Here is a 24,564-nt window from a genome sequence, read left to right as displayed (position 1 = left end):
GATGCTTTCCGCTCAGGTCGCCGTGCACTCGCCTACTCGAAGCTGCCGCCCGGCGAATCCAGCCACTGCCGCAGCTGCACCATCCCGTCCTCGGGCATGGCGATGAAGCGGAAGCCCGCCCAGGTCTGCCCGGGCATGCTGGCGCGGTCCTGCCACAGCAGGTGCGCGCCGACTTCGATCGGCGCCTGCCGCGGCGCGTCGCGCAGGTCGAAGCGCAGCTGATACAGCGCGTCGTCGGCCAGCGGCATGCTGGCGATCAGCATCATGCCGGTCTCCGACAGGTTGCCCAGGTGGCCGACCACTTGTTCGGTCATGGTGTCGATCACCTGCACGGTTTCGACGATGCGGCGCCGGCGCGCGCGGCGGAACTCGTCGTTCATGCCGGCCGCTCCGGCGGCTCGTCGCGGCCGCGGCCGCCGAAGCCGCGCAACGCGTCCAGCGCGGCGTGCCAGGCGCGGTCGACCAGGCGGTTGCGTTCCTGCTCGACGATCCGCGCCTGCCCGCGCGCCAGCATCCGCGCCAGCGCGTCGAGCGAGTGCTCGGCCACGCGCTGGCCGCGATGATTGACGAACAGGGCGTTGTCGGTGACCGGGCTGAACCACGACAGCCGCCGCCGCACCGCGTCGCCCTGCTGGTTCTGCACGAATTCGAACCAGGTGCCGAACGGCAGCGCGCGCAGGCGTTCGAAGCAGGCCTGCTCGCGTTCGTCGCGCGGCGGCAGCGGCGCGCGCGGCGCGGTCGCGGCGGCGGCCGCGCCGTCCTCGCCCAGGCGGCTGCGCTGGCGCAGTTTCATCGCCAGTTCGGTGCGCGAGGCCGCGTCCTCGCCGGTGGCCGGGCCGACGGTGAGCTGGCGCGCGATCGCGCGGGCGTCGTCGCCGTGGTAGCCGACCAGGGTCAGCGCGTGCTCGATGTCGCCGTCCAGGCCGTGCAGCCGCGCGCCACCGCCGCCCTGGTTGGCGGCCACGATCTGGCCGGTGATCTGCAACTGCCGTTGCCAGGCGTCGGAATCTTCGCCGTGGCGCAGCTGGGTCAGGGTCAGCACGTCGGTCCAGGCCTGGCTCAGCAGGGTCTGGACGAAGCGCGGCAGGCGCTGGCCGGCGCCGGTTCCCTGTTCGACCAGATCGGACAGCGCCTGTTGCGCGCGGCGCTTGGCCAGTTCGAGCTTTTCCTTGCCGCGCGCGGCCTCGACATGGCGGCGCTCGGCCACCTCGGCCTTGCGCGCCAGCGCATGCAGGTGCTCCTGCAGGCGCTGGTTGGCCGAATCGAACGCCTGCGCCGAGCCGCGCTGCTCGACCACGTGCTCGACCGCCTGGCGCAGCGGTTCGTGCAGCTGCGGGTCGGCCTCTTCGGCCGGGGTCCAGCGCGCGCCGGCCTCGGCCACGGTGTTGAGCAGTTGCAGCGCCGGGTGGCCGTCGGCCGCCAGCAGCGAGCGGTCGCGCAAGGCGGCGTGCAGCAACGGCGTCTGCAGGCGGTTGAGCAGGTTGGAGATCACCGCGTCGCCGCGCAGGCGCTGGTCGATCTCGTCGAACAGCAGGCCCAGCAGTTCGAACACGTCGCCGTCCTCGCGCGACAGCGCGGCTTCGGCGCCGGCGGCGCGGCGTTGGGCGAGCAGGGCCTGGCGCAGGTCGGCGATCTTGCGCAGCGGCTGGGCGCCGCGGCCGGCGGCCTCGTCCAGGCCGGCGATGAGTTCGATCAGTTCGCCGGTGGCCAGGGCCGGCGGCGCGGGCGGCGCGTCGGCCTGCGGCGGGCGCGGGCGCAGTTTCTCGACCAGGTCGCGGCGCTCGGACAGCCAGCGCTGCAGGGTGGCGAAGTCGAGCGCGTCGGCGGCCGGCGCGGCGGCCGCCGCGGTCCAGGCGGTGTGCGGACGCGGACCGGCGGCGGGGGCCGGCGCGGCGCCGGGTTCGCGCGCGGTCTCGGCCGCGGGGTCGGCTTCGGCGCGCGGCGCCGGCGCGGGCTTGTCCTGCGCGCTCGGCCGCGCGCGCAGCGGCACGAACGACAGGCTCGGCAGCACGTTGTCGCGCGCCAGCAGCAGGTTCATCGATTCGACCAGGGCGCTGTAGCCCAGCATCACTTGCTGGTCGAACACGCGGTACAGGTCCAGCCGCGATTCCAGCGGGATCTGCAGCGGCTGGCAGGCCTGGGCGAAGCGGCGGATCAGCCGGTGCGGACCGACCGGCAGGCGTTCGCTGTCGAACGCCGGCGCTCCGGCCAGCACGCCGAAGCGCTGGCCCAGCAGCAACAGGCCGAGCCCGGCGCGCGACTCGTGGCGGCTGGCGAGGCTGCGCAGGACGGTGGCTTCGTCGATCTCGCTGTCTTCGACCAACCGAAGCTCGCGAAACTCAGGCGCCGCAGACGCAGCCGGGCGCGACGTCCCTTCCGCCGCCGCCTCCCGCACCCGCGACAGCTCCGCCTCCAGCCCCACCAGATAGCGCGGAATCAGATCCGAGCGCCGCAACCGCACCAGCCGCAGCGTTTCCAGATAGCCCGACTGCAGCCCCGGATTGCGCGCCTGGTCGGCCTGGCGGAACAGTTGTTGCTCGAATTCGGCCAGCATCCGCTCCATCTGCGGCGCGATCTCGTCGCTGACCAGCGCGTAGAGCTGCTCCAACAGCCGGCGCACGCGGCGCGGCAAGGCGGCCGTGGCCAGGGTGGCCCGAGGCGAGGCGTCCAGGGGGTCGAACGTGGCGGGCATGTGCATTCGGTACTGACGACCGGGAAATATAACCACGCCTCCCCGGCGCCCGCCCAGCCCGGCGGAGCGGGCGCGGCGGACCGCCGACAGGAGGCGACCATTGGCACAAACGCGTAGTCCCCGACGCGGCGGCCAGCAGCGAGTCTCAGTGCCGCGATGTGTCTGGGCCGTGATGCCGGCGGCGCGGCTTGCGGCCGGCTCAGGCGGCGACCGTTTCTTCCACGGCCGACGCGTCCAGGGCGGGCGCGCTGAGCGTGGTCGCGCTTAGGGCAAGCCCGCTCAAGTGGGCCTGCTCAGAACCGCCGCGCTCAACGCAGTCGCACTTAAAGCAGCCGCACTCACAGCAATCGCGCCGCGCCCGTGTCGTCCGTGGCGGCATCCTCATCCAGGAACAGCGCCACCACGTCGTTGGTGAAACGCCGGCCCAGCTCGGTCGGCCGGACCCGGTCGCCGTCGCGCTCCAACCAGCCCGCGGCCATGGCCTCGGCCAACTGCGCGGCGATCGCGTCGCGGCCCAGGCCGGTGGAGGCCTCGAAGGAATCCAGCGAGAAGCCCTCGACCAGCCGCAGCGCATTGAGCATGTATTCGAACGGCCGCCGCGCCGGCGCGATCCGCTCGTCGCCGCCGATCGCCGCCGCGGTGCCGGCCTGGGCCAGGTAGGCGGTGGGATGCTTGAGCTTCCAGCGCCGCGCGATCGCCTGTTCGGCGCCGAGGCTGATCTTGCCGTGGGCGCCCGCGCCGATCCCGAGGTAGTCGCCGTAGCGCCAGTAGTTGAGGTTGTGCTTGCACTGCCGCCCGGGCCGGGCGTAGGCGCTGACCTCGTACTGGCCGTAGCCGCGCTGCGCGAGCAGGGCCTGGCAGCGTTCCTGGATGTCCCAGGCGTTGTCCTCGTCGGGAATGTCCTGCGGCGGGCGCGCCGCGAACACGGTGTTGGGCTCCAGGGTCAGCTGGTAATGCGAGATGTGCGCCGGTTCCAGCGCGAACGCGCGCTCCAGGTCGTACTCGGCCATCGCCAGGGTCTGGCCGGGCAGGGCGTACATCAGGTCGAGGTTGAAATTGTCGAAGCCGGCGTCGCGGGCCAGTTTCACCGCCGCCTCGGCCTCGGCGCTGCCGTGGATCCGGCCCAGCCGCTGCAGGCAGCCGTCGTCGAAGCTCTGGATGCCGAAGCTCAACCGGTTGACCCCGGCCGCCTTGTACAGCTCGAAGCGGCCGTGTTCGGCGGTGCCCGGGTTGGTCTCCAGGGTGATCTCGCAGCCCGGGGCGAAGCGCAGGCGCGCGCTGGCCGCCTGCAGGAAGCGGTCGATCGCCTCCGGCGGGAACAGGCTCGGGGTGCCGCCGCCGAAGAACACGCTGTGCACGGTGCGGCCCCAGACCAGCGGCAGGTCGTGCTCGAGGTCGGCGACCAGCGCATCGACATAGGCCGCGAACGGCGGCGCGCCGCGGGCTTCGTGCGAGTTGAAGTCGCAGTACGGGCATTTGCGCACGCACCAGGGCAGGTGCACGTACAGCGACAGCGGCGGGGGAACGAGGGCGACGCTCAAGAGGCGGGCACCGGGCGGCGAAGGCCCGGGAATCGGTCGGGGGAAGGCGCGCAGTTTAGCCCGCCCGGGCAGGGGCGGCGCGGGTAGGGCGGGAAGGCGGGGCGCGAAGGCTGGGCGAGCGCGGCGCGGCGAAGCGGCCGCTACCGGTTCCCTGGCGGTGTCCCCGGCCGGAGGCGGCTCCCCGGCCTCAGCGCTCCAGCGACGACGCCCCGTACCGCCGCGCCGCCAGCAGCGCGCGCAGATTGGTATCCAGGGCCACGTCGGGCCGCACCTGCACCACCTGGCGGATGATCGAAGCCAGCGGCTCGGCGCGGCCGTCGCCGGACATGTCGCCGTCGAACAAGGTCACCGTGGTCCAGCGCCGGTGCGCGGCCGGGGCCAGGCGCAGCTCCAGGGTCGAGGTCAGGCGCAGGCGCCCGTCCTTGGCCCGGTGCAGGGACATGGCCTGCACTTCCTCCGGCGCGAAGCTGCGGCTGCGGTGCAGGCTGGTGATGTTGGCATAGCGGATCGCGCCGTCGCCGGCGGCGCCCAGGCTGACCCGCTGCACCGCCGCCGCGGCGACCAGCCCGACCAGCGCGGCCAGCAGCCACAACGCGAACCGGAACTCGCTGGCGAAATCGGTGGCGCCGGTCTGCAGCCCGTCCTGGCGGATCCACACCGCGATCGGCAGGGCCAGCAGGTACAGCACCGCGACCGTGGCCACGGTGTGGCCGCCGGTGCGGAATGCGCGGCGATGCGGGGCGTCGGCGCGCAGCATCCGGTTCACCGGGCCAGCTCCGGCAAGCGTTCGCGCAGCGCGGCCAGGGCGCGGGCGCGGTGGCTGACCCGGTTCTTGAGCGCGTCGTCGATCTCGCCGGCGGAAATGTTGTGTTCGGTGTCGAGGAACACCGGCTGGTAGCCGAAGCCGCGGCTGCCCTGGCGCCGGTGCAGGATGCGCCCGTTCCAGACGCCCTCGGCGATGATCGGACGCGGGTCGCCGGCGTGGCGCAGGGCCACGATCACCGCATAGAAATGCGCGCCGCGGCGCTTGTCGGGCACGTCCTTGAGCGCGGCCAGCAGCTTGTCGATGTTGCCTTCGTTGTCGCCGTGGCGGCCGCTGTAGCGCGCCGAATACAGGCCCGGGGCGCCGCCGAGCGCGTCCACGCAGATGCCCGAATCGTCGGCCAGCGCCGGCAGGCCCGTGACCGCACTCGCGTGCCGGGCCTTCAGCAGCGCGTTCTCGACGAACGTGCTGCCGGTTTCCTCGATGTCCTCGACCCCCAGGTCCGATTGCGCCACCAGTTCGATGCCGGTGGCGCCGAGCAGGTCGCGCAGCTCCACCAGCTTTCCGGCGTTGCTGCTGGCCAGCACCAGTTTCATGCTTTCAATTCCAGCAAATCCCAGCGATTACCGTACAGATCTTCGAATACGGCGACCGTGCCGTAGGTCTCGACGCGCGGAGATTCCAGGAAGCGCACGCCCTGGGCGCGCATCGCGGCGTGGTCGCGATGGAAGTCGTCGGTGTGCAGGAAGAAGCCGACCCGGCCGCCGGTCTGGTCGCCGATGCGCGCGCGCTGGTTTTCGTCGGCGGCTTGCGCCAGCAGCAGCGCGGTCTGCGCGCCGGCGGCCGGCGCCACCCGCACCCAGCGCTTGCCGCCGCCGAGGTCGATGTCTTCGAGCAGGGCGAAGCCGAGCGCGCGGGTGTAGTAATCGATGGCGCGGTCGTAGTCGTCCACGACCAGGGTGATGCTGCCGATGCTGCGATTCATGCGTAAGCCTTGCGAACAGGGAAAAACGTTGCGGTCGTAGTCGAAGCCGCGCCGGGTCGGGCCGCCGCCCAGGCACACAACGCGCAGGCGGCGCGAACGGGGCTGCCGCGCGCGCGACCGCCGTGCCGATCGCGCCGCGCGCGGGCGCGACGCCGTCGGGGCGATTGAACGCGACCGGCGCCGGAAAGTTCAGCGCCCGACGCGCGAACTGCGATGCAGTGCGCGCAAGCCGGGCGGCGCGGATGCGGAGTTTTGCCGTGGTTGGCGCCAATGCGAACGGGCGGGAGGAAAGAAATAACGAGCGAAGAGGACCGATCCCCCATCGCCCGCCGCGTCTTTCCTGCCCGCCCGCGAGTGGCGCCGTCGATGTCGTTGCGGCGCGCGCGCGCCGCGGCTCAGCCAGTCAGCGCCTGGCGCTGCTTCTCCACCAGTTCGCCGATGCCGGCCTGGGCCAACGCCAGCAGCGCATCGAGTTCCTCGCGCCGGAACGCGTGGCCCTCGGCGGTGCCCTGCAGTTCGATGAAGCCGCCGCCGTCGTTCATGACCACGTTCATGTCGGTGTCGCAGTCGCTGTCCTCGGCGTAGTCCAGGTCCAGCACCGGGGTGCCGCGGTAGATGCCGACCGACACCGCCGCGACCGCGCCGAAGATCGGGTCGCGGTTGATCTCGCGCCGCGCCTGCAGCCAGCGCACCGCGTCGACCAGGGCCACGTAGGCGCCGGTGATCGCCGCGGTGCGGGTGCCGCCGTCGGCCTGCAGCACGTCGCAGTCCAGGGTGATGGTGCGTTCGCCGAGCGCCTTGCGGTCGATGCAGGCGCGCAGGGCGCGGCCGATCAGGCGCTGGATCTCCAGGGTCCGCCCGCCCTGCTTGCCGCGCGCGGCCTCGCGGTCGCTGCGGGTGTGGGTGGCGCGCGGCAGCATGCCGTACTCGGCGGTGACCCAGCCCTCGCCCTTGCCGCGCAGGAATGCCGGCACCTTGTTGTCGACGCTGGCGGTGCACAGCACCCGGGTCTGGCCGAAGCTGACCAGGACCGAGCCCTCGGCGTGGCGGGTGTAGCCGCGCTCGATGGTCACCTCGCGCAACTGGTCGGCCAGGCGGCCGCTGGGACGCGCGACCGGGCCGGATTGGGGGCCGGCCGAGGCCTGGGCGGGGGCGGCGATGGGACCGGTCATGGCGCGGCGTTACCGTTTTGAGGGCCGGCGAGTTTACCATTCACCCCCCGTAAGGCTCGGAAACCTGCGAATGATCCGCAGCATGACCGCCTTCGCCAGCGGCGAACGCGCGACACCCTGGGGCACGCTCGGCTGCGAGCTGCGCTCGGTCAACCACCGCTTCCTCGAGCTGGGCGTGCGCCTGGCCGACGAGCTGCGGGTGCTGGAACCGGCCCTGCGCGAACGCATCGCCGCCCGCGTCGGCCGCGGCAAGCTCGACCTGACCCTGCGCCTGCGCGCGCCGGAAGGCGGCGACGCGCTGCAGCTCAACCCGAGCCGCCTGCGCGAGCTCAGCGACCTGGCCATCGACCTGTCCGCGCGCTTCCCGGCGCTGCGCACCGAGTTCACCGAGCTGCTGCAGTTCCCCGGCGTGCTGCAGGCGCAGGCCACCGATCCCGCCGCGCTGCAGGCCGAAGCGCTGGCGCTGCTGGACGACGTGCTCGACGAATTCGTCGCCTCGCGCGAACGCGAGGGCGGCAAGCTCGCCGCGGCGATCGGCGAGCGCGTGGACGGCATCGAGCGCATCGCCGGCGAAGTCCGCGCGATGATGCCGGCGATCCGCGCCGGCCAGCGCGCCAAGCTGGAAACCCGCCTGGCCGACCTCGCCCAGCCGGCCGACAACGGCCGCCTGGAGCAGGAACTGGTGCTGTGGCTGCAGAAGCTCGACGTCGAGGAAGAGCTCGACCGCCTCAACGCCCACGTCGCCGAGGCCCGCCGCGTGCTCAAGCTGCGAGAAGCGGTCGGCCGCCGCCTGGACTTCCTGCTGCAGGAGTTCAACCGCGAGGCCAACACCCTGGGCTCCAAGTCGGTCGACGCGCGCAGCTCGGCCGCCGCGGTCGAGCTCAAGGTGCTGATCGACCAGGCGCGCGAGCAGATCCAGAACATCGAGTAAAGAGCGAAGAGGAGCGAGGAGCGAGCGCAAGCCGCTTTCGCTCACTTCTCATTCCCCTCTTCTCACTTCTCGCTCTTGCTACATCTCCAAGCGGACATTCCACCGACCCATGCGCGGAACCCTCTACATCGTCGCCGCTCCCTCCGGAGCCGGAAAATCCAGCATCGTCAACGCGGTGCTCGCGCGCGACCCGAACATCCGCCTGTCGATCTCGTTCACTTCGCGCAAGCCGCGTCCGGGCGAGCGCCATGCCGAGCACTACCACTTCGTCAGCGAGCAGGAGTTCGAGGCGATGGTCGCCGAGGGCGACTTCTTCGAGCACGCGCGCGTGCATGGCGACTGGAAAGGCTCGGCGCGGCAGTCGGTGGAACCGTTCCTGGCGGCCGGCAAGGACGTGCTGCTGGAGATCGACTGGCAGGGCGCGCGCCAGGTGCGCAAGAAGGTGCCCGACGCGGTCAGCGTGTTCATCCTGCCGCCGTCGCGGCAGGCGCTGGAATCGCGCATGCGCTCGCGCGGGCAGGACACCGAGGAAGTGATCGGCCAGCGCCTGGCCGCTGCGCGCGATGAGATGTCGCACTACGGCGAGTTCGACTACGTCATCGTCAACGAGATCTTCGACACCGCGGTGGACGAGATGTGCGCGATCTTCACCGCCAGCCGGCTGCGGCGCGAGGCGCAGGTGGCGCGGCATTCGCGCCTGATCACGGCGCTGCTGGTCGACGAGGGCTGAGGCCCGCCCGGTCGCGATGAGGCTGGAAGCCCGCCTGTAGGAGCGACGCGAGTCGCGACCGCGGGGTTCTGGTCTTGCGCCGAATGTGGGGTGTCGCGGTCGCGGCTTGCGCCGCTCCTACAGGGGGTATCGGGTTGATTCGTAAGGGTTAATTGCCCGAAACCTTGCGTTTCGGGGCGCTTGCGCCTAGACTTCCCGGTCCCCATCCGTTTGCAAGACGGCCGACCCGGCCGCAGGAGCCCCATGGCCCGCATCACCGTCGAAGATTGCCTGGAAGTGGTCCCCAACCGCTTCGAACTCGTCATGCTGGCCGCCAAGCGCGCCCGCCAGCTGGCCAACGGCGTCGAGCCGCAGCTCGACAACAGCGAAGCCAACGACAAGCCGACCGTGCTGGCGCTGCGCGAAATCGCCGCGCGCCAGGTCAACCCGGACTACATCGACGCGGTCGAGAAGGCCGAGCGCGAGCGCAAGGAACGCGAAGCCCTGGAATGGGCCGCGGCCGAAGTGGTGGCCGACGACGACCTGTCCAAGGGCGACGACTGAGTCCCCCGGCCCGCCGCCGCGCGGGCCGCCCGCAGCCTCGCCCCGCCGGGCGCAGGCCGCGACCGAGAAACGGCTCCGCTTCGCGGGGCCGTTTTCTTTTTGGGCCCGTCCGTTGTTGGCCCGCTTTCGAACCCGCCCGCCGTTGCCGGCTGCCGCCGGGCTGATGTGGGAGGGGCTTCAGCCCCGGCGCTCTGGTGTCCGATCTCGGCGATTTGAGCGGAAAGCATCGGGGCTGAAGCCCCTTCCACAACAGCGGGCGGCCCCTGCATCCAGCGCGGATCCGGCCGTCGAGCCCACGTTTTCCTGAACGCCGCCGTCGCCCGCCGTCGCGTCCCGCGCCCGATTGCTTGCGCCTCATCTCACCGCCGCCACATCCAGAACATGACGATGCGTTGCCACGTGCCGTACCGCGCGCGTAAATTTCCGTTATGACCCCTGCCGAGCCCGCGCTGAAGACCTATCCCGCCGCTCCCGAAGACACGGAGCTGCCGGACTACGTGCGCGAGCTGGAACTGGCCGCGCACTACCTGCCCGAGCCCCAGCGCCAGCAACTGCGCCGGGCCTGGGCGGTCGGCGCCGCCGCGCACGCCGGGCAGACCCGCAAGTCCGGCGAGCCCTACATCACCCATCCAGTGGCGGTGGCCAAGGTCCTGGCCGAGCAGGGCCTGGACATCGAGACCCTGGTCGCGGCGATCCTGCACGACACCATCGAGGACACCCCGGTCACGCGCGAGTGCCTGGCCACCGAGTTCGGCGCGACCGTGGCCGAACTGGTCGACGGCGTCACCAAGCTCGACAAGCTGCAGTTCCGCGACCGCCAGGAGGCCGCCGCCGAGAGCTTCCGCAAGATGCTGCTGGCGATGGCGCGCGACCTGCGGGTGATCCTGATCAAGCTCGCCGACCGCCTGCACAACATGCGCACCCTCGGCGCGCAGAGCGCCGAGGCGCGACAACGCATCGCCCTGGAAACGCTGGAGATCTACGCCCCGATCGCCCAGCGCCTGGGCATGAACCTGATCAAGGCCGAACTGCAGGACCTCGGCTTCCGCGCCATGCACCCCTGGCGCCACGCGGTGATCGAAAAGCGCATCCGCACCCAGCCGGTGGTGCGGCGCGAATCGCTGGTGCAGATCGAGGCGCACCTGGCCCAGCGGCTGGCGAAAGAGAAGCTGCCGCACCGGCTGATCAGCCGGGTGAAGTCGCCGTGGAGCATCTACACCAAGATGCACAACGAGCATAAGAGCTTCAACCAGGTCATGGACGTGTTCGGCTTCCGCGTCGTGGTCAAGAACGTGCCCGACTGCTACCACGCGCTGGGCGTGGTGCATTCGGCGTACAAGCCGCTGGACGGGCGCTTCCGCGACTTCATCGCGATCCCCAAGGCCAACGGCTACCAGTCGCTGCACACCGTGCTGTTCGGCCCCTACGGCTCGCCGGTGGAAGTGCAGATCCGCACCGAGGACATGGACCTGGTCGCCGAGCGCGGCATCGCCGCGCACTGGTCGTACAAGCACGGCGGCGAAGGCCCCAACAGCGCGCAGTCGCGCGCGCACAGCTGGATCGCCAACCTGGTCGAGTCGCAGCGCGCGACCGGCTCGTCGCTGGAGTTCCTGGAGAACGTCAAGGTCGACCTGTTCCCGGACGAGGTCTACCTGTTCACGCCGAAGGGCGACATTCTTTCGCTGCCGCGCAATTCCACCGCGCTGGACTTCGCCTACGCGGTCCACACCGACGTCGGCAACCGCGCGGTCGCCGCGCGCGTGGACGGCAAGCTGGTGCCGCTGCGGACCAAGCTGGCCAGCGGTCAGCGGGTCGAGATCATCACCGCCAAGTCGTCCTCGCCCAAGCCGCAGTGGCTGGAGTTCGTGGTCTCGGGCAAGGCCCGCACCTCGATCCGCCAGCAGCTCAAGCAGCTCGAACACGAGGACGCGGTGCAGCTCGGCCACCGCATGCTCGACCGCGCGCTGGAATCGTTGGAGACCTCGCTCGACCGCACTCCGGCGCTGCGCCTGGAGGCCTACCTCGGCGAGAACCGCTATCCGCGCCTGGAGGCGTTGCTGGCCGACATCGCGCTGGGCAACCGCATGCCCAACCAGGTCGCGCTGGCGCTGGCGCGCGAGGCGCCGGGCAAGTCGCGCGGGCGCGCCATCGACCGGCCGCGCCTGCCCGAGGACAAGATCCTCATCACCGGCTCCGAGCGCGGCGTGATCAGCTTCGCCAACTGCTGCCTGCCGTTGCCGGGCGACGAGATCATGGGCTACCACACCGCCGGCCGCGGCATCGTGGTGCACCGGCTGGATTGCCCGAACGTCGCCGACTACCGCAAGTCGCCCGACCGCTGGGTGGCGATCGGCTGGGACCGGCAGGTCTCCGGCGACTTCGCCGCCGCGCTGCGGATCGAAGTCGACAACCGCCCCGGCTCGCTGGCCCAGGTCGCGGCGGCGATCGCCGAAGCCGAATCCAATATCGACCGCGTCGAGTACCTGGAACGCGACGCCAATATCGCGGTGATGCGCTTCGCCATCGAAGTGCACGACCGCCGCCACCTCGCCGACGTGATGCGGCGGGTGCGGCGCCTGCCGGTGGTGTTGGGCGTGCAGCGGATGTGAGCCGCCGGCGGCGGCCGTCGGCCGTCGCGGGAATGAAGGACGCGCGCAAAAGCGGACTGGGAGGCGCGTGGGGTTCGCGGTCCCGGCGCGGCGGCATACTGGCGGGCATCGAGCGTCGGCAGGCGGCCTGCTTGCGCCGCGCAACGGTTTGCGGCGCGCGATCCAGCCGCTACGATGCTCGCGTTCCGTGTCGCTATATCCCCTTCATTTCCGGCTGCCAATCCATGTCCCGCGAAATCATCCAGACCGACAAAGCCCCTGCCGCCATCGGCCCGTACTCGCAAGCCGTGCGCGTGGGCGACACCGTCTACCTTTCCGGCCAGATCGCGCTCGACCCGTCGAGCGGGCTGGTGGTGGAGGGCGACATCGAAGCGCAGGCGCACCGCGCGTTCCAGAACCTCAAGGCGGTGTGCGAAGCCGCCGGCGGCTCGCTCGCCGACATCGCCCGACTGGGCCTGTACCTGACCGACCTGGGCGCGTTCGGCAAGGTCAACTCGGTGATGGGCGAGTACTTCAACCCGCCGTATCCGGCGCGTTCGACCGTGGAAGTCTCGGCGCTGCCGCGCGGGGTCGCGTTCGAAGTCGATGCGGTGATGGTGTTGCGCTGAGGTTGTCGCCCAGCCGCGATGCACGCGAAAGGCCGCCCGACCGGGCGGCCTTTCGCATTATTGAATGCGGTTGCACTTGCTTCGTGTAGGAGCGGCGCAAGCCGCGACCGCGACAATTGGACTGCGGTGGACGTTCGCTGCTGTCGAGCGAAAAGCCGAGAACGACACCGGCGCGGGTTGCGGCAGCGTCCGTCGTCATCGCCTGTCGCGGTCGCGGCTTGCGCCGCTCCTACAGGGGCTTCGGCCAGCAATACCGCAGCCGCCCACCGTCATTCCGGCGAAAGCCGGAATCCATTTTGATCTTGCTGTTGCTGTTGCTGTTGCCGGTCGCTCGGACGCAACCCCACGTGAAGCCCATGTTCCGCAGCCCCGGAGGGCGTGCGCATGGATGCGCACGCGCGCCATGGGGCAGGATGCCCCTTATGGCGCGGCCCCGCGCCCCTTTCGAGCCCTAGTGGCTCTTGATCCGAAAAAGAACAGGCCTTTTCTTTGGTTGCTGGTCTCTAACCTCAAGTGCATCACCTCAGTGAGGCACTGTGAATGGGTCAGCAGTATTCGCATCTGAGCGCAGAAGAGCGCGGGGCCATCATGGTCTTGATCGCCCAAGGGGCGAGCGGACGGCAAATCGCCCAGACGTTGGGTCGGGCGCAAAGCACAATTGCTCGCGAGTTGCGCCGTAATGGGTTTCGGTCCCATTCGGGGCCGCCGCTGCGCGGACGCCCTCGTTTCGACCCTGGCTACGATGCGACCCGGGCGGGCCGGCGGGCCCAGCGACTGCGGCGACGGGCGCGGGTGCGCCGCAAGCTGCGACGCGACACCGTGCTGTGGCGACGCGTGCGCTATTGGCTGGAACGGTGCTGGTCGCCGCAACAGATTGCCGACAAACTGCGGGATCTGTACCCGGACCGGCCCTGGCTGCGCGTGTCGCACGAAACGATCTATACCGCGATTTATGCGATGCCGCGCGGCGAATTGCGCCGCCAGGTGACCCGTCTGCTGCGGCAGGGGCGCAAGTCCGGCCGCCGCACGCGCCAGGGAAGCGACGCCCGCGGCCATCTGCCGGATCTGCCCAACATCCGCCTGCGGCCGCCGGCCGCGCATGAGCGCCTGATGCCGGGGCATTGGGAGGGCGACCTGATCGTGGGCGCGCACAACCGCTCGGCGATTGGGGTATTGGTCTGCCGCCGCACCTTGTACGTCAAGCTGGTCAAGCTCGCCGACGCGACCGCGCACACGGTGCTGGAGGCCTTCAGCTCGGCGTTCGAAGGCGTGCCGGAAAGTTTGAAGAAGACCTTGACCTACGACCAGGGCAAGGAAATGGCATCGCATCGGCAGTTGAGCGAACGCACCGGTTTAGCGATCTACTTCGCCGACCCCCATAGCCCGTGGCAACGCGGAACCTGCGAAAACACCAACGGCTTGTTGCGGCAATACTTTCCCAAGGGCACCGATCTGTCGGTGCATTCTGCGCAGCGCCTCAAAGAGGTGGCGTGGGAAATGAACAACCGCCCCCGCCGTAGCCTGGGCAGGCGCTCGCCCGTCGAGGTGCTCTATGAGGAACTCAAAAACCCGCGGGCGCAGGGTGATGCACTTGGACATTGACTCCGCCAACCAAAGAAAAACGCTTGTTTAAGGTCAAAAGCCACTAGGTCCAGCACCTTTCGCGGGGATGCGCCGTAAGGGGCATCCATGCCCCTACGGCGCACGCGCGCATCCATGCGCGCGCCCTCCGGGTCTGCGGGACATGGGCCTCAAGCGAAGTGGCGGGGGCAGCAAGGGCAACAACAACAGCAGCAACAGCAACAACAGCAACAGGTTTCAGATTCAGGCCTTCACCACCCCGGCTAAAAGCTGTGCTTGCGCCGCAGCCGGATTCGCGCGGCCGCAGCTTGCCCAGCGCCTACAGGAACGATGCGCGCCGCCGCGCACCCTACCTGCGCTCGCGCGCCATCTCCGTCCACAACCGCTCGCGCAACGCGCGCGGAGTCTCCCCGGTCAACCGCTTGAACGCGCGCCGGAAATCGCGCGGATCCTTGTAGCCGATCGCCGCGCCGACGCTGGCGATGCTCGGCCCGCGCTCGCGCAGCAGCGCGTAGGCGCGGTCGATGCGCAGGCGGTCGTGGATCTCGTGGAAGCTGGTGCCTTCGCCGGTCAACTGCCGCCGCAGCGTGCGTTCGCTGACGTGCATCTGCGTGGCGATGTCGGTGAGCTTGGGGTCCTGCGGCAACTGCGCGCGCAGCAGGCGCTCGACCGCGGCGGTGGCTTCGCCGGGCACCGCGCCGGACGGCATCTGCGCCTCGCACAGCGCCAGCACCTGTTTCGAGGCGATCGGGTTGTGGGTCGGCAACGGCGCGGCCAGCCAGTCCGCGTCCAGCACCAGCCGGTCCTGCGGCTGGTCGAAGGCCAGCGGGCAGCCGAACACGTCGTCGTACTTGGCCCGGTACTCCGGCTCGGGGTAGCTGAATTCCAGGCGCTGCGGCCGCAGCTTGTCGCCGACCAGGCCGCGCGCCAGGGCCAGGCAGCTGCTGAAGAATTCCTCGGCGACGAAGCGGTGGATCGACGGGAAGGCGATGGTCATCTGCCCGGCCAGCGCCAGGGTGCCGGATTCCGACGCGCTCTCGACGAAGCGCATCAGGCTGCCGACCACCGGAGTGAAGCGCAGGCCGATCTGCAGCGCTTCGCCGAAGGTCGCCGCGGTGGTCATCGCCAGCCCGAGCAGGCCGAAGTTGCCGACGTGCTGGGTCCGGCCGATGTCCAGGCCGATGCTCGGCGGCAGCACCTTGAGCGCGCGCTCGATCACCACCGCGGTCGGGCGGTCGGGCAGGCGCACGCCGGGGTCGCTGACCTGGGCCCGGCTCAGCCCGGTGCCGGCGAACCAGTCGTCGCTGGGCGCGCCGATCCGGTCCGCGGTTTCCAGCAGACCCCACAGCAGGTTCGGCGACATCAGCGCGACGTCGCCCTTGGCATCGCCCTTGTCGATGCCGTCTTGGTCGGATGGCTGGCGCATCGCCCCTCACGATACTCGGCCGCACGGTTGACCGCGAATGCCCCCCTAGTGTGCCGCAATCGCCCTCACGCGCGCTCGCGACTGCGTCGGAGACTCGTCACTTAGCCACCGTCGGCATGCCGCGCCGCAACACGCGCGACGCGGCGCCGCCACCGCCTCGGGGAACCTCATGAAGCCGTCGATGAACCCGCCTTGCCTGCCGCTGCGCGCCTGCCTTCTCGCCGCGGCCGTCGCCGCCGTCGCCGCCTGCGGCCCCGAGCAGGCGCAGCACACGCCGACCCCCGAGGTCGCCGCCGGCGACGCCGCGTTCGCCGAAACCCTGCGCACCAAGCTGATCGACGCCAAGCCCGGCGATGTGATCGAGGTCCCGCCCGGGCGCTACAGCTTCGACCGCAGCCTGACCCTGCGCGTGGACGGGGTGACCCTCCGCGGCGCCGGCCCGGACAAGTCTGTGCTCAGCTTCAAGGGCCAGAAGGCCGGCGCCGAAGGGCTGCTGGTTAACGCCAGCAACTTCTTGATCGAGAACATCGCCATCGAGGACAGCAAGGGCGACGGGCTCAAGGTCAACGAAGGCGAGCACATCACCATCCGCAACGTGCGGGTCGAGTGGACCGGCGGGCCGAGCACCAAGAACGGCGGCTACGGGCTGTACCCGGTCAAGACCCGCAACGTGCTGATCGAGAACTCGGTGGCGATCGGCGCGTCCGACGCCGGCATCTACGTCGGCCAGTCGCGCGACGTGATCGTGCGCAACAGCCGCGCCGAGTTCAACGTCGCCGGCATCGAGATCGAGAACACGGTCAACGCCGACGTCTACGACAACACCGCCACCAACAACACCGGCGGCATCCTGGTGTTCAACATGCCGGCGCTGTCGCAGCAGGGCGGGGCGATCCGGGTCTACAAGAACAAGGTGTTCAAGAACAACACCGCCAACTTCGGTGCCAAGGGCACGCCGGTGGCGAGCGTGCCGGCCGGCAGCGGCGTGGTGGTCAACTCCAACGACGACGTCGAGATCTTCGACAACGACATCAGCGACAACGCCACCACCAACATCATCGTCTCCAGCGTCTATTCCACCGGCTATAAGGACGACAAGGCCTCCAGCGAGTTCGACCCTTATCCCGAGCGCATCAACATCTACGGCAACCGCTTGAAGGGCGGCGGCGATTCGCCCGACGGCTTCGACCTGAAGGCGCTCAAGACCGCGCTGTTCGGCTTGAGCGGCCATCTGCCGGACGTGCTGTGGGACGGCTATGCCAACACTCAGCGCAAGGAAGGGCCGCAGATCTGCATCCGCGACGTGTCCGGCGTGGTCAACGCCGACGGCCCCGGCGGCTACAAGAACCCGAGCCAGGACACCAAACCCTACGCGTGCGAGCTGCCGAAGCTGCCGGCCATCGATCTCAAGCGCGGCTGACCGATGTCCGGATTGTCGATGCGTTGCGTCGTTGCCGTGCTGTTGTCGTTGCTGGTCGCAGGGTGCAGCAAACCGCAGGAGCCGGCGCCGGCCGCCCAAGGCGCAGTGCCCGCCGCGCCCGCGGCGCTCGCCGCCGACGCGCCGTGGGCGCCGGTGCGGTTCTTCGCCGACGGCCAGCCCGAGAACCTGGCCGACTGGAACCTGCTGCGCGTGGCCGGCGGCCGCCTGCAGCTCAACCGCGAGGTGTTGCCCTACGACCTCAACACCGCGCTGTTCTCCGACTACGCGCACAAGCTGCGCACGGTGTGGATGCCGAAGGGGCAAGCCGCGAACTACGCTGCGGACGAAGAGTTCGATTTCCCGGTCGGCACCGTCTTCAGCAAGACCTTCTACTACCCGCGCGGCGAAGGCGAGGCGGTGCTGCGCAGCTACGACGAAGGCCCCGACCTGCGCGGCGGCGGCCTGGAGATGAGCAAGGTGCGGCTGATCGAAACCCGCCTGCTGCTGCGTCGCCAGGACGGCTGGGTGGCGCTGCCGTACGTGTGGAACCGCGAGCAGACCGGCGCGAAGCTGATGCGCGGCGGCGAACTGGTGTCGCTGGAATTGGTCGCCGCCGACGGCGGCCGCGAGAGCGCCGATTACGCCGTGCCCGACCAGAACCAGTGCGCCGGCTGCCACGGCACCGACATGAAGTCCAAGGCGCTGCATCCGATCGGCCCGAAGGCGCGGCATCTCAACCGCGACTTCGCCTACCCCGACGACGGCCTGCAGAACCAGATCGCGCGCTGGACCCGGGCCGGCTACCTGCAAGGCGCGCCCGCGCCGCAACAGGCGCCGCGCGACGCGAACTGGCGCGACCCGGCCGCGCCGCTGGACGCGCGCGCCCGCGCCTATCTCGACATCAACTGCGGCCACTGCCACAGCCCCAAGGGCCCGGGCAACACCTCGGGACTGTGGTTGAACGCGGCGACGCAGGAGCCGCTGCGACTGGGCCGGTGCAAGCTGCCGATCGCGGCCGGCCACGGCACCGGCGACCATCGCTACGGCGTGGTGCCGGGCAAGCCGGACGAATCGATCCTGGTCTACCGCATGCGCAGCGACGATCCCTCTGTGATGATGCCCGAGCTCGGCCGCAGCGTGGTGCACGAAGAGGGAGTGCAGTTGATCCGCGACTGGATCGCCGCGCAACAGGGGCAGTGCGGCTGATCGGGAGCGATAGCAGGAAACGCTGGGAGCAATACCGAAAACACAAGGCGCGTCGGACGAACGCGCCGGCATCAACCGACGAACGCAAGAACGAACGAGAGGGGAGAGCTTTCGATGTCGTTGCGCAAACACCGCCTGGTCATCGCGACCAATACCGTGCTGTCCGCCCTGTGCGGCGGCGTCCTCGCCGTGGCCGCGCCGGCCGCCTTCGCCCAGGAGCCGGCCGCCGCGCCCAAGGAACTGGACAAGATCACCGTCACCGCGCAGAGCCGCGAGCAGGAGCTGCAGGACGTGCCGATCGCCCTGCAGGTGGTCACCAACCAATTGATCGACGAGGTCGCCGCGCAGGACCTGGGCGACCTCGACAGCTTCGTGCCCGGGCTGGTGGTCGACAGCCTGCAGCCGACCCAGCCGGGGTTCGAACTGCGCGGCATCAGCACCGACGACTTCGGCATCGGCACCGACCCGGCCGTGGGCGTGTACGTGGACGGCGTCTACGCCGGCCGCGGCGGCGGCGTGCTGCTGCCGTTCACCGACGTCGAACGCATCGAGGTGCTCAAGGGCCCGCAGGGCACGCTGTTCGGCCGCAACACCGCCGCCGGCGCGATCTCGATCATCACCCGCAAGCCCGACACCCGCGCCACCGAGGTCAAGGCCAAGCTGCGCGTCGGCAACTACGGCAAGCAGTACGTCGACGGCATGCTCAACCTGCCGGTCAGCGAGGACTCGGCGTTCCGCTTCAACGCGCTGGTCAACCACGCCGACGGCTGGATCCAGGACGCCGAAACCGGCCGCGACCTCAACCCGGAGAACAACTGGGCCACCCGCGCCGCGTTCAAGACCCGCTTCGGCGAGCGCACCAGCGCGCTGATCAGCTGGGACCACGAAAGCCTGGACCAGCTCGGCCAGGCCACCACCGGCATCGTCGCGCTGCCGCCGGCGCCGGGCCTGGCGCCGCTGCCGGTGGACGAACGCGCCTACCTCGACCCGCGCAAGATCGGCACCGTCAGCGACGCCGAAGGCAACGAGGAATCGCGCCGCTTCGACGGCGTGACCCTGATCGTCGACCACGGCACCGACTGGGGCGGCTTCACCTCGACCACCTCGTGGCGCGACTACGACTCGGTCAACCGGGTCGAGGAAGACGGCACCAACCGCCGCTACCTCTACGTCGACTCGACCAACACCGAGAGCAACCGCAGCTTCTACCAGGAGTTCAAGTTCAACGGCAGCACCGACAAGCTCGACTGGGTCGCCGGCGCCAGCTATTTCGACGAAAGCGCGCGCCAGACCAGCGAGGTCAACGCGACCACCGACTCGGTCGACACCATCGTCCACAACCTGGGCATGGCGCCGACCCAGTCGGGTTATCTGTTCGGCGAAGTCGATGCCGGCCTGGCCCAGCTCGGCATCCCGATCCGCCTGCTCGGCCACAACTGGAACGAGACCTTCCGCAACACCCTGGACACCCGTGCCTACGCGGTGTTCGGCGACGTGATCTGGCACGTCAGCGACAAGCTCAACCTCACCGTCGGCCTGCGCTACACCCGCGACGAGAAGAAATTCAGCTGGCTCAACAGCCCGCGTTCCTCGCCCGGGCTCGACGCCGCGCTCGACCAGCTCGACGCGCTCGGCGCGTTCCAGGTGATCGGCATCCCGCGCGACTTCTTCGTCTTCGACGTCGCCTTCATCGACCCGCCGGCGATGCTCAACAAGGGCGTCCTGCGCCGCACCTCCAACAGCTGGAGCGACCTGAGCCCGCGCTTCGTCGTCGATTACCACATCAGCGACGAGACCATGGTGTTCGCCTCGCTGGCCAAGGGCTACAAGGCCGGCGGCTTCAACTCCCTGCAAATCGGCAGCAGCTTCGAGAACGAGGACGTCTGGAACTTCGAGACCGGCATCAAGACCGCGTTCCCGCAGCAGCGCATGCAGCTCAACGCCTCGCTGTTCTACTACGTCTACGACAACCGCCAGGCGGTGCGGCTGGACAGCAGCACCGACATTCCGCGCTTCGTCGTCGACACCTCGGATCTGGAAGCCTACGGCCTGGACTTCGACATGCGCTGGCAGGCCACCGACAACTTCGGCCTGGACTTCAACGCCAGCTTCATCGACTCGACCTACAAGAACTACGTCACCTCCGACGGCATCGACGCCAGCGGCGATCCCACCGGCCTGCCGTACTGGTCGGCGGCCGGCGGCCTGCACTACCGCATCCCGATGGAGGCCAACGGCGACATCAACATCGCCTTGCGCCATTCCTATCGCGGCAAGGTGCGTTGCAGCGAGGAGTCGCGCGCGCAGAACCGCTGCGGGGTGAGCCCGGCGCTGGACCTGGGCGAGGCGCAGAACCGCACCGACCTGCGCATCGCCTGGACCTCGCCGCAGGACCGCTGGGGCCTGGCGATCTACGGCAACAACCTGTTCGACAACCAGTACGTCAACTCGCTGGGCACCTACGGCAAGAACGTGCTCGGCACGGTCGGCGCGCGCCTGACCGAGCCGCGCACGTACGGGATGGAGTTCAGCGCGCGCTATTGATCCGGCGCGACGCGAGCGGGCGGGCGCCGCCCGCTCGCTCGCCCGGCCGCCCGCGACCCGGCGGCGCGCCGATGCCGGACGCCGCCGCGGCTGGACATGCGCGCCAGGCTTGGCTATCTATCGTCCCGAACCGGGGACGACGCATGGCCAGGCACTACCGGAAATACGAGCCGCTGAGATCGCGGGCGCGGCGGTTGAGCCGCTACCCGTTCGCCGCGTTGTCGGGCCTGTGCCTGCTGCTGGCGTTGTGGCGGGCCGCCTCGGCGCTGCGGGAGTGGAGCGCCGACTCGCCCGGAAGTTCGATCGGCGAGCTCGTGTTCATCGTCGCGCCGCTGACGGTGCTGGCCGGAATCTTCTTCGTCGGCTGCCGCTGGGCGCGCGGTACGGCCGGCTTCGGCGGCGCGCTTGCGGCGCTGCTCGGCGTCGCGGCGTTGATCGCGTTCTTCGCCGCGGTGTCGTCGATACAGCTGAAAACCTTCTGAGCCGGCCGCGCGTCGCGGCCTCGGCTTTCCCGATCCGCGGCTCCCGCCCTATCCTTACGCCCATGCAGAGCCGTAAGGACGGGCCCACCGTCGATCTCCACACGCAACCGTTGCCGCGCATGCCCGGGGTCGGGCCGGCCGTGGCCGAGAAACTGGCGGCGCGCGGGCTGCTGACCCTGCAGGATTTCTGGCTGCAGTTGCCGCGCCAGTACGAAGACCGCACCCAGCTCACCGCGATCGGCAGCCTGCGGCCCGGCGTGGCGGCGCAGGTGGAAGGGCGGGTCGAGGCGGTCGAGCGCGGATTCCGTTATCGGCCGATGCTGCGGGTCGCGGTCGGCGACGACTCGCGCGGCAACGTGGTGCTGCGTTTCTTCCATTTCCGCGCCGCCCAGGTCGCCCAGTTCCAGGTCGGCGCGCGCGTGCGGCTGTACGGCACGCCCAAGCCTGGCCAGCACGGGCTGGAGATCGTCCATCCCAGCTACCGCATTCTCGACGATGCGGCCGAAGTCGAACTCGGGCAGTCGCTCGATCCGGTCTATCCGGCCATCGAAGGCATCGGCCCGGCGACGCTGCGCAAGCTGATCGGCTACGCGCTCGACCGCCTGCCGGGCGACGACGCGCTGGAACTGCTGCCCGACGAACTGCGCCGTCGCCTGCAACTGCCGACCCTGCGCGAAGCGCTGCTGACCGTGCACCGCCCGCCGGCCGACGCCGACGTCGCCGCGCTGATCGACGGCCGCCATCCGGCGCAACGGCGGCTGGCGCTGGAAGAACTGCTCGCCCACCACCTCAGCCTGCGCCGCCAGCGCATCGCCCAGCAGGCGCACAAGGCGCGGCCGCTGAAGCAGGCGGTACTGGCCGAGAAACTGCGCAAGTCGCTGCCGTTCAAGCTCACCGGCGCGCAGCGGCGGGTGTTCGACGAGATCCGCGCCGACCTCGCCAAGCCCTCGCCGATGCTGCGGCTGGTGCAGGGCGACGTCGGCAGCGGCAAGACCGTGGTCGCCGCATTGGCGGCGATGCTGGCGGTGCAGCATGGCCGCCAGGCCGCGCTGATGGCGCCGACCGAATTGCTGGCCGAGCAGCACCTCAACAATTTGCGTCGCTGGCTGGAGCCGCTCGACATCCGCGTGGCGTGGCTGGCCGGCAAGGTCACCGGCAAGGCGCGCAAGCAGGCGCTGGAAGCGGTCGCCGACGGCAGCGCCCGGGTCGTGGTCGGCACCCATGCGCTGATGCAGGAGGGCGTGGCCTTCCACGACCTCGCCCTGGCCATCGTCGACGAACAGCACCGCTTCGGCGTCCACCAGCGTTTGGCGCTGCGCGACAAGGGCGCCGGCGGCGCGGTCGGCGCCGACGTGATCGTGCCGCACCAGCTGGTGATGACCGCCACGCCGATCCCGCGCACGTTGGCGATGACCGCCTACGCCGACCTCGACGTTTCCGCCATCGACGAACTGCCGCCCGGGCGCACGCCGGTGCAGACCGTCGCGCTCAGCGAAGAGCGCCGGCCGGAACTGGTCCAGCGCATCCGCACCGCCTGCGCCGAGGGCCGCCAGGCCTATTGGGTGTGCACGCTGATCGACGAGTCCGACGAAGTCGTCGCGCAGGCCGCGCAGAGCACGTTCGAGGACCTGTCGAAACAGCTCGCGCCGTTGCGCGTGGGGCTGGTGCACGGGCGGATGAAGGCGAAGGAAAAGCAGGAGACGATGCGCGCGTTCAAGGACGGCGAACTCGACCTGCTGGTCGCCACCACGGTGATCGAAGTCGGCGTCGACGTGCCCAACGCCTCGCTGATGATCATCGAGAACGCCGAGCGGTTGGGCCTGGCGCAGTTGCACCAGCTGCGCGGGCGGGTCGGCCGCGGCAGCGCCGCGTCGAGCTGCGTGCTGCTGTACCGCGCGCCGCTGTCGGGACTGGCGCGGCAGCGCCTGGAAACGATGCGCCAGACCCACGACGGTTTCGTCATCGCGCAGAAGGACCTGGAATTGCGCGGCCCCGGCGAACTGCTCGGCACCCGCCAGACCGGCCTGGCCGGCTTCCGCGTCGCCGACCTGAGCCGCGACGCCGACCTGCTGCCGCTGGTGCAGGAGGTCGGCGAGCGCCTGCTGGCGCAATCGCCGCAACTGGCCGAACGCATCGTCGCGCGCTGGGTCGGCGGCGCGGTGCGCTACGCGTCGGCGTGATCGCGCCGGCCGGGCCGTCGTCCCGGCACGCCATCGCCTTGGCGCGAACGCCCTGAGACATCGAGGCGGCGGCCGCTCACCTTTCGCAGCATCGTCGCGGTCCGGACTCGCTTCGATGCGGCGGCGACCGCGATGCAGGCGTCGCGGCGGTGCCCACGTCGCGACGGCACGGCGTCGCAGCGCCTGCGCCGGCGCCGTGCTGCAATGATCGGGCTTGCGGACGCCACCGATGGCGGCGTGCGCAGGTCCGACCGCCGCGCCATCGATCCGCGTCATCGACAAGGAGTCCGTCATGCCTGTGCTTTCCGATCTCCCGCCCGGCACCGATGCCGCCCGCGCGCCGGTCGCCGAGGTGCGCCGCGGCGCCGATCTCGCGCCCGGCGTCTCCGCGCGCGCGCAACAGGCGCGCTTGCGGCGCGCGGTGCCGAGCCTGTTTTCCGCGTCGCCGCGCGGCTCGGACGCGCCCTCGGCCCGCATCCTCGCCAGCATCGTCGGCAGCTCCGGCGACGACACGCTCTACGGCACCGCGCAGGCCGACACCATCGAAGGCCTGGACGGCAACGATGCGCTCTACGGCCTCGCCGGCGACGACGTGCTCGACAGCGGCGACGGCGACGATGTGCTGACCAGCGGCCCCGGCGACGATGCGCTGTACAGCGGCCAGGGCAATCCGTTCTTCGTGTTCTCCGCCGGCGACGGACACGACCGCGTCTATCACAGCGACCCGTTGGGCCAGTTCATCGCGGTCCTGCAGTTCCAGGCCGATGTCGATCCGGCCACGACTACGGTCGAGCGTTCCGGCGACGATCTGGTCGTGCACTACGGCAATGCCGACAGCGTCACCGTGGTCGACTATTTCCCCGGCGGCGACGACCCGTGGCCGCGCGGCGTCGACGAATTCTGGTTCGCCCAGGGCGCGGTCTGGGACACCGCCGAGATCCTGTCGCGGCTGCCGCCGGGCCAGGGACTGTGAGCTTGCATGTCGGCGCGGTCGCGTCGGCACGCCGCGCGCGGGGCGGGGGCTGCGCGCCCGCCCCGGCGCATTCGCCGGGGCCCGGCCGGCGCAGCCGCCCGAGCCGGCAAAACCCGGCGAATCCGCCGATTCCGGCGATTTCCCCGCCCGCCCGAGTTAGGGCATAGTGTCCCGCCAG

The 24,564-nt window shown here is 70.3% G+C and carries 21 protein-coding genes; 12 read left to right on the top strand and 9 right to left on the bottom strand.

The window, feature by feature from the left end; genetic code table 11:
- Positions 1-32 precede the first annotated feature (32 nt).
- The 7 genes from JHW41_RS20210 to rph all read right to left on the bottom strand — a co-directional run bounded on the left by JHW41_RS20210 (position 33) and on the right by rph (position 7,153).
- The gene (locus JHW41_RS20210) at positions 33-380 is read right to left on the bottom strand and encodes a PilZ domain-containing protein (protein WP_250445105.1); all 348 of its coding nucleotides are present in this window, start codon (positions 378-380) and stop codon (positions 33-35) included.
- Positions 377-2,692, bottom strand: coding sequence for a DUF1631 family protein (locus JHW41_RS20205; protein WP_250445096.1), 2,316 nt, complete (start codon positions 2,690-2,692; stop codon positions 377-379). The genes JHW41_RS20210 and JHW41_RS20205 overlap by 4 nt, the downstream gene beginning before the upstream one ends.
- 338 nt (positions 2,693-3,030) lie before the next feature.
- On the bottom strand, positions 3,031-4,233 hold the full coding sequence (gene hemW, locus JHW41_RS20200; protein ID WP_078998407.1) for a radical SAM family heme chaperone HemW: 1,203 nt from the start codon (positions 4,231-4,233) through the stop codon (positions 3,031-3,033).
- A 187-nt stretch (positions 4,234-4,420) separates the two neighbouring features.
- Positions 4,421-4,999, bottom strand: coding sequence for a hypothetical protein (locus JHW41_RS20195; protein ID WP_250445094.1), 579 nt, complete (start codon positions 4,997-4,999; stop codon positions 4,421-4,423).
- Positions 4,996-5,592 carry an RdgB/HAM1 family non-canonical purine NTP pyrophosphatase gene (gene rdgB / locus JHW41_RS20190; protein ID WP_250445092.1) on the bottom strand — a complete coding sequence of 199 codons (597 nt, stop codon included), beginning with the start codon at positions 5,590-5,592 and terminating at the stop codon, positions 4,996-4,998. The genes JHW41_RS20195 and rdgB overlap by 4 nt, the downstream gene beginning before the upstream one ends.
- Entirely contained in the window at positions 5,589-5,981 is a 393-nt protein-coding gene (locus tag JHW41_RS20185) for a VOC family protein (protein WP_057946385.1), read from the bottom strand. The genes rdgB and JHW41_RS20185 overlap by 4 nt, the downstream gene beginning before the upstream one ends.
- A gap of 395 nt (positions 5,982-6,376) precedes the next feature.
- Positions 6,377-7,153, bottom strand: coding sequence for a ribonuclease PH (rph, locus tag JHW41_RS20180; protein WP_250445083.1), 777 nt, complete (start codon positions 7,151-7,153; stop codon positions 6,377-6,379).
- Positions 7,154-7,223: 70 nt separating this feature from the next.
- Between rph and JHW41_RS20175 the strand changes: the two genes are divergently transcribed.
- From JHW41_RS20175 to rpoZ, 3 genes are all read left to right on the top strand, one after another.
- Positions 7,224-8,084, top strand: a complete 861-nt coding sequence (locus JHW41_RS20175) for a YicC/YloC family endoribonuclease (protein ID WP_057946387.1) — start codon at positions 7,224-7,226, stop codon at positions 8,082-8,084.
- A 109-nt stretch (positions 8,085-8,193) separates the two neighbouring features.
- Positions 8,194-8,814, top strand: coding sequence for a guanylate kinase (gmk, locus tag JHW41_RS20170; protein WP_250445081.1), 621 nt, complete (start codon positions 8,194-8,196; stop codon positions 8,812-8,814).
- A 243-nt stretch (positions 8,815-9,057) separates the two neighbouring features.
- A complete protein-coding gene (gene rpoZ / locus JHW41_RS20165) occupies positions 9,058-9,357 on the top strand; it encodes a DNA-directed RNA polymerase subunit omega (RefSeq protein ID WP_057946389.1) in 300 nt (99 codons plus the stop codon).
- On the opposite strand, the gene JHW41_RS27540 is transcribed toward rpoZ, so the two are convergent.
- Complete coding sequence (locus JHW41_RS27540) at positions 9,246-9,584, bottom strand: DUF6053 domain-containing protein (protein ID WP_428995407.1); 339 nt, start codon at positions 9,582-9,584, stop codon at positions 9,246-9,248. The two genes, rpoZ and JHW41_RS27540, sit on opposite strands and share 112 nt — an antisense overlap.
- A gap of 201 nt (positions 9,585-9,785) precedes the next feature.
- Here JHW41_RS27540 and JHW41_RS20160 point away from each other — a divergent pair, with 201 nt between their 5' ends.
- From JHW41_RS20160 to JHW41_RS20150, 3 genes are all read left to right on the top strand, one after another.
- Positions 9,786-11,966, top strand: coding sequence for a RelA/SpoT family protein (locus tag JHW41_RS20160; protein WP_057946390.1), 2,181 nt, complete (start codon positions 9,786-9,788; stop codon positions 11,964-11,966).
- 224 nt (positions 11,967-12,190) lie between these two features.
- Complete coding sequence (locus tag JHW41_RS20155) at positions 12,191-12,574, top strand: RidA family protein (protein WP_057946391.1); 384 nt, start codon at positions 12,191-12,193, stop codon at positions 12,572-12,574.
- Positions 12,575-13,114: 540 nt separating this feature from the next.
- On the top strand, positions 13,115-14,176 hold the full coding sequence (locus JHW41_RS20150; protein ID WP_057945874.1) for an IS30 family transposase: 1,062 nt from the start codon (positions 13,115-13,117) through the stop codon (positions 14,174-14,176).
- A gap of 328 nt (positions 14,177-14,504) precedes the next feature.
- On the opposite strand, the gene JHW41_RS20145 is transcribed toward JHW41_RS20150, so the two are convergent.
- Positions 14,505-15,581 (bottom strand): AraC family transcriptional regulator, encoded by a 1,077-nt coding sequence (locus tag JHW41_RS20145; protein ID WP_250445079.1) that lies wholly within the window; start codon positions 15,579-15,581, stop codon positions 14,505-14,507.
- Between the two features lie 181 nt (positions 15,582-15,762).
- Here JHW41_RS20145 and JHW41_RS20140 point away from each other — a divergent pair, with 181 nt between their 5' ends.
- From JHW41_RS20140 to JHW41_RS20115, 6 genes are all read left to right on the top strand, one after another.
- Positions 15,763-17,001 (top strand): parallel beta-helix domain-containing protein, encoded by a 1,239-nt coding sequence (locus JHW41_RS20140; protein WP_101944112.1) that lies wholly within the window; start codon positions 15,763-15,765, stop codon positions 16,999-17,001.
- A gap of 18 nt (positions 17,002-17,019) precedes the next feature.
- Positions 17,020-18,207, top strand: coding sequence for an SO2930 family diheme c-type cytochrome (locus JHW41_RS20135; protein ID WP_250445077.1), 1,188 nt, complete (start codon positions 17,020-17,022; stop codon positions 18,205-18,207).
- A 114-nt stretch (positions 18,208-18,321) separates the two neighbouring features.
- Positions 18,322-20,751: a TonB-dependent receptor gene (locus JHW41_RS20130; RefSeq protein WP_250445075.1), complete on the top strand. Its 2,430-nt coding sequence runs from the start codon at positions 18,322-18,324 to the stop codon at positions 20,749-20,751.
- 143 nt (positions 20,752-20,894) lie between these two features.
- A complete protein-coding gene (locus JHW41_RS20125) occupies positions 20,895-21,233 on the top strand; it encodes a hypothetical protein (protein WP_250445065.1) in 339 nt (112 codons plus the stop codon).
- Between the two features lie 62 nt (positions 21,234-21,295).
- Positions 21,296-23,413 carry an ATP-dependent DNA helicase RecG gene (gene recG, locus JHW41_RS20120; protein WP_250445055.1) on the top strand — a complete coding sequence of 706 codons (2,118 nt, stop codon included), beginning with the start codon at positions 21,296-21,298 and terminating at the stop codon, positions 23,411-23,413.
- A 292-nt stretch (positions 23,414-23,705) separates the two neighbouring features.
- Complete coding sequence (locus tag JHW41_RS20115; protein WP_250445044.1) at positions 23,706-24,386, top strand: calcium-binding protein; 681 nt, start codon at positions 23,706-23,708, stop codon at positions 24,384-24,386.
- Positions 24,387-24,564: the final 178 nt, after the last annotated feature.

This window comes from Lysobacter enzymogenes (assembly GCF_023617245.1).
GTDB classification, from domain to species: domain Bacteria; phylum Pseudomonadota; class Gammaproteobacteria; order Xanthomonadales; family Xanthomonadaceae; genus Lysobacter; species Lysobacter yananisis.
This window is presented reverse-complemented; position numbering and strand designations above follow the sequence as displayed.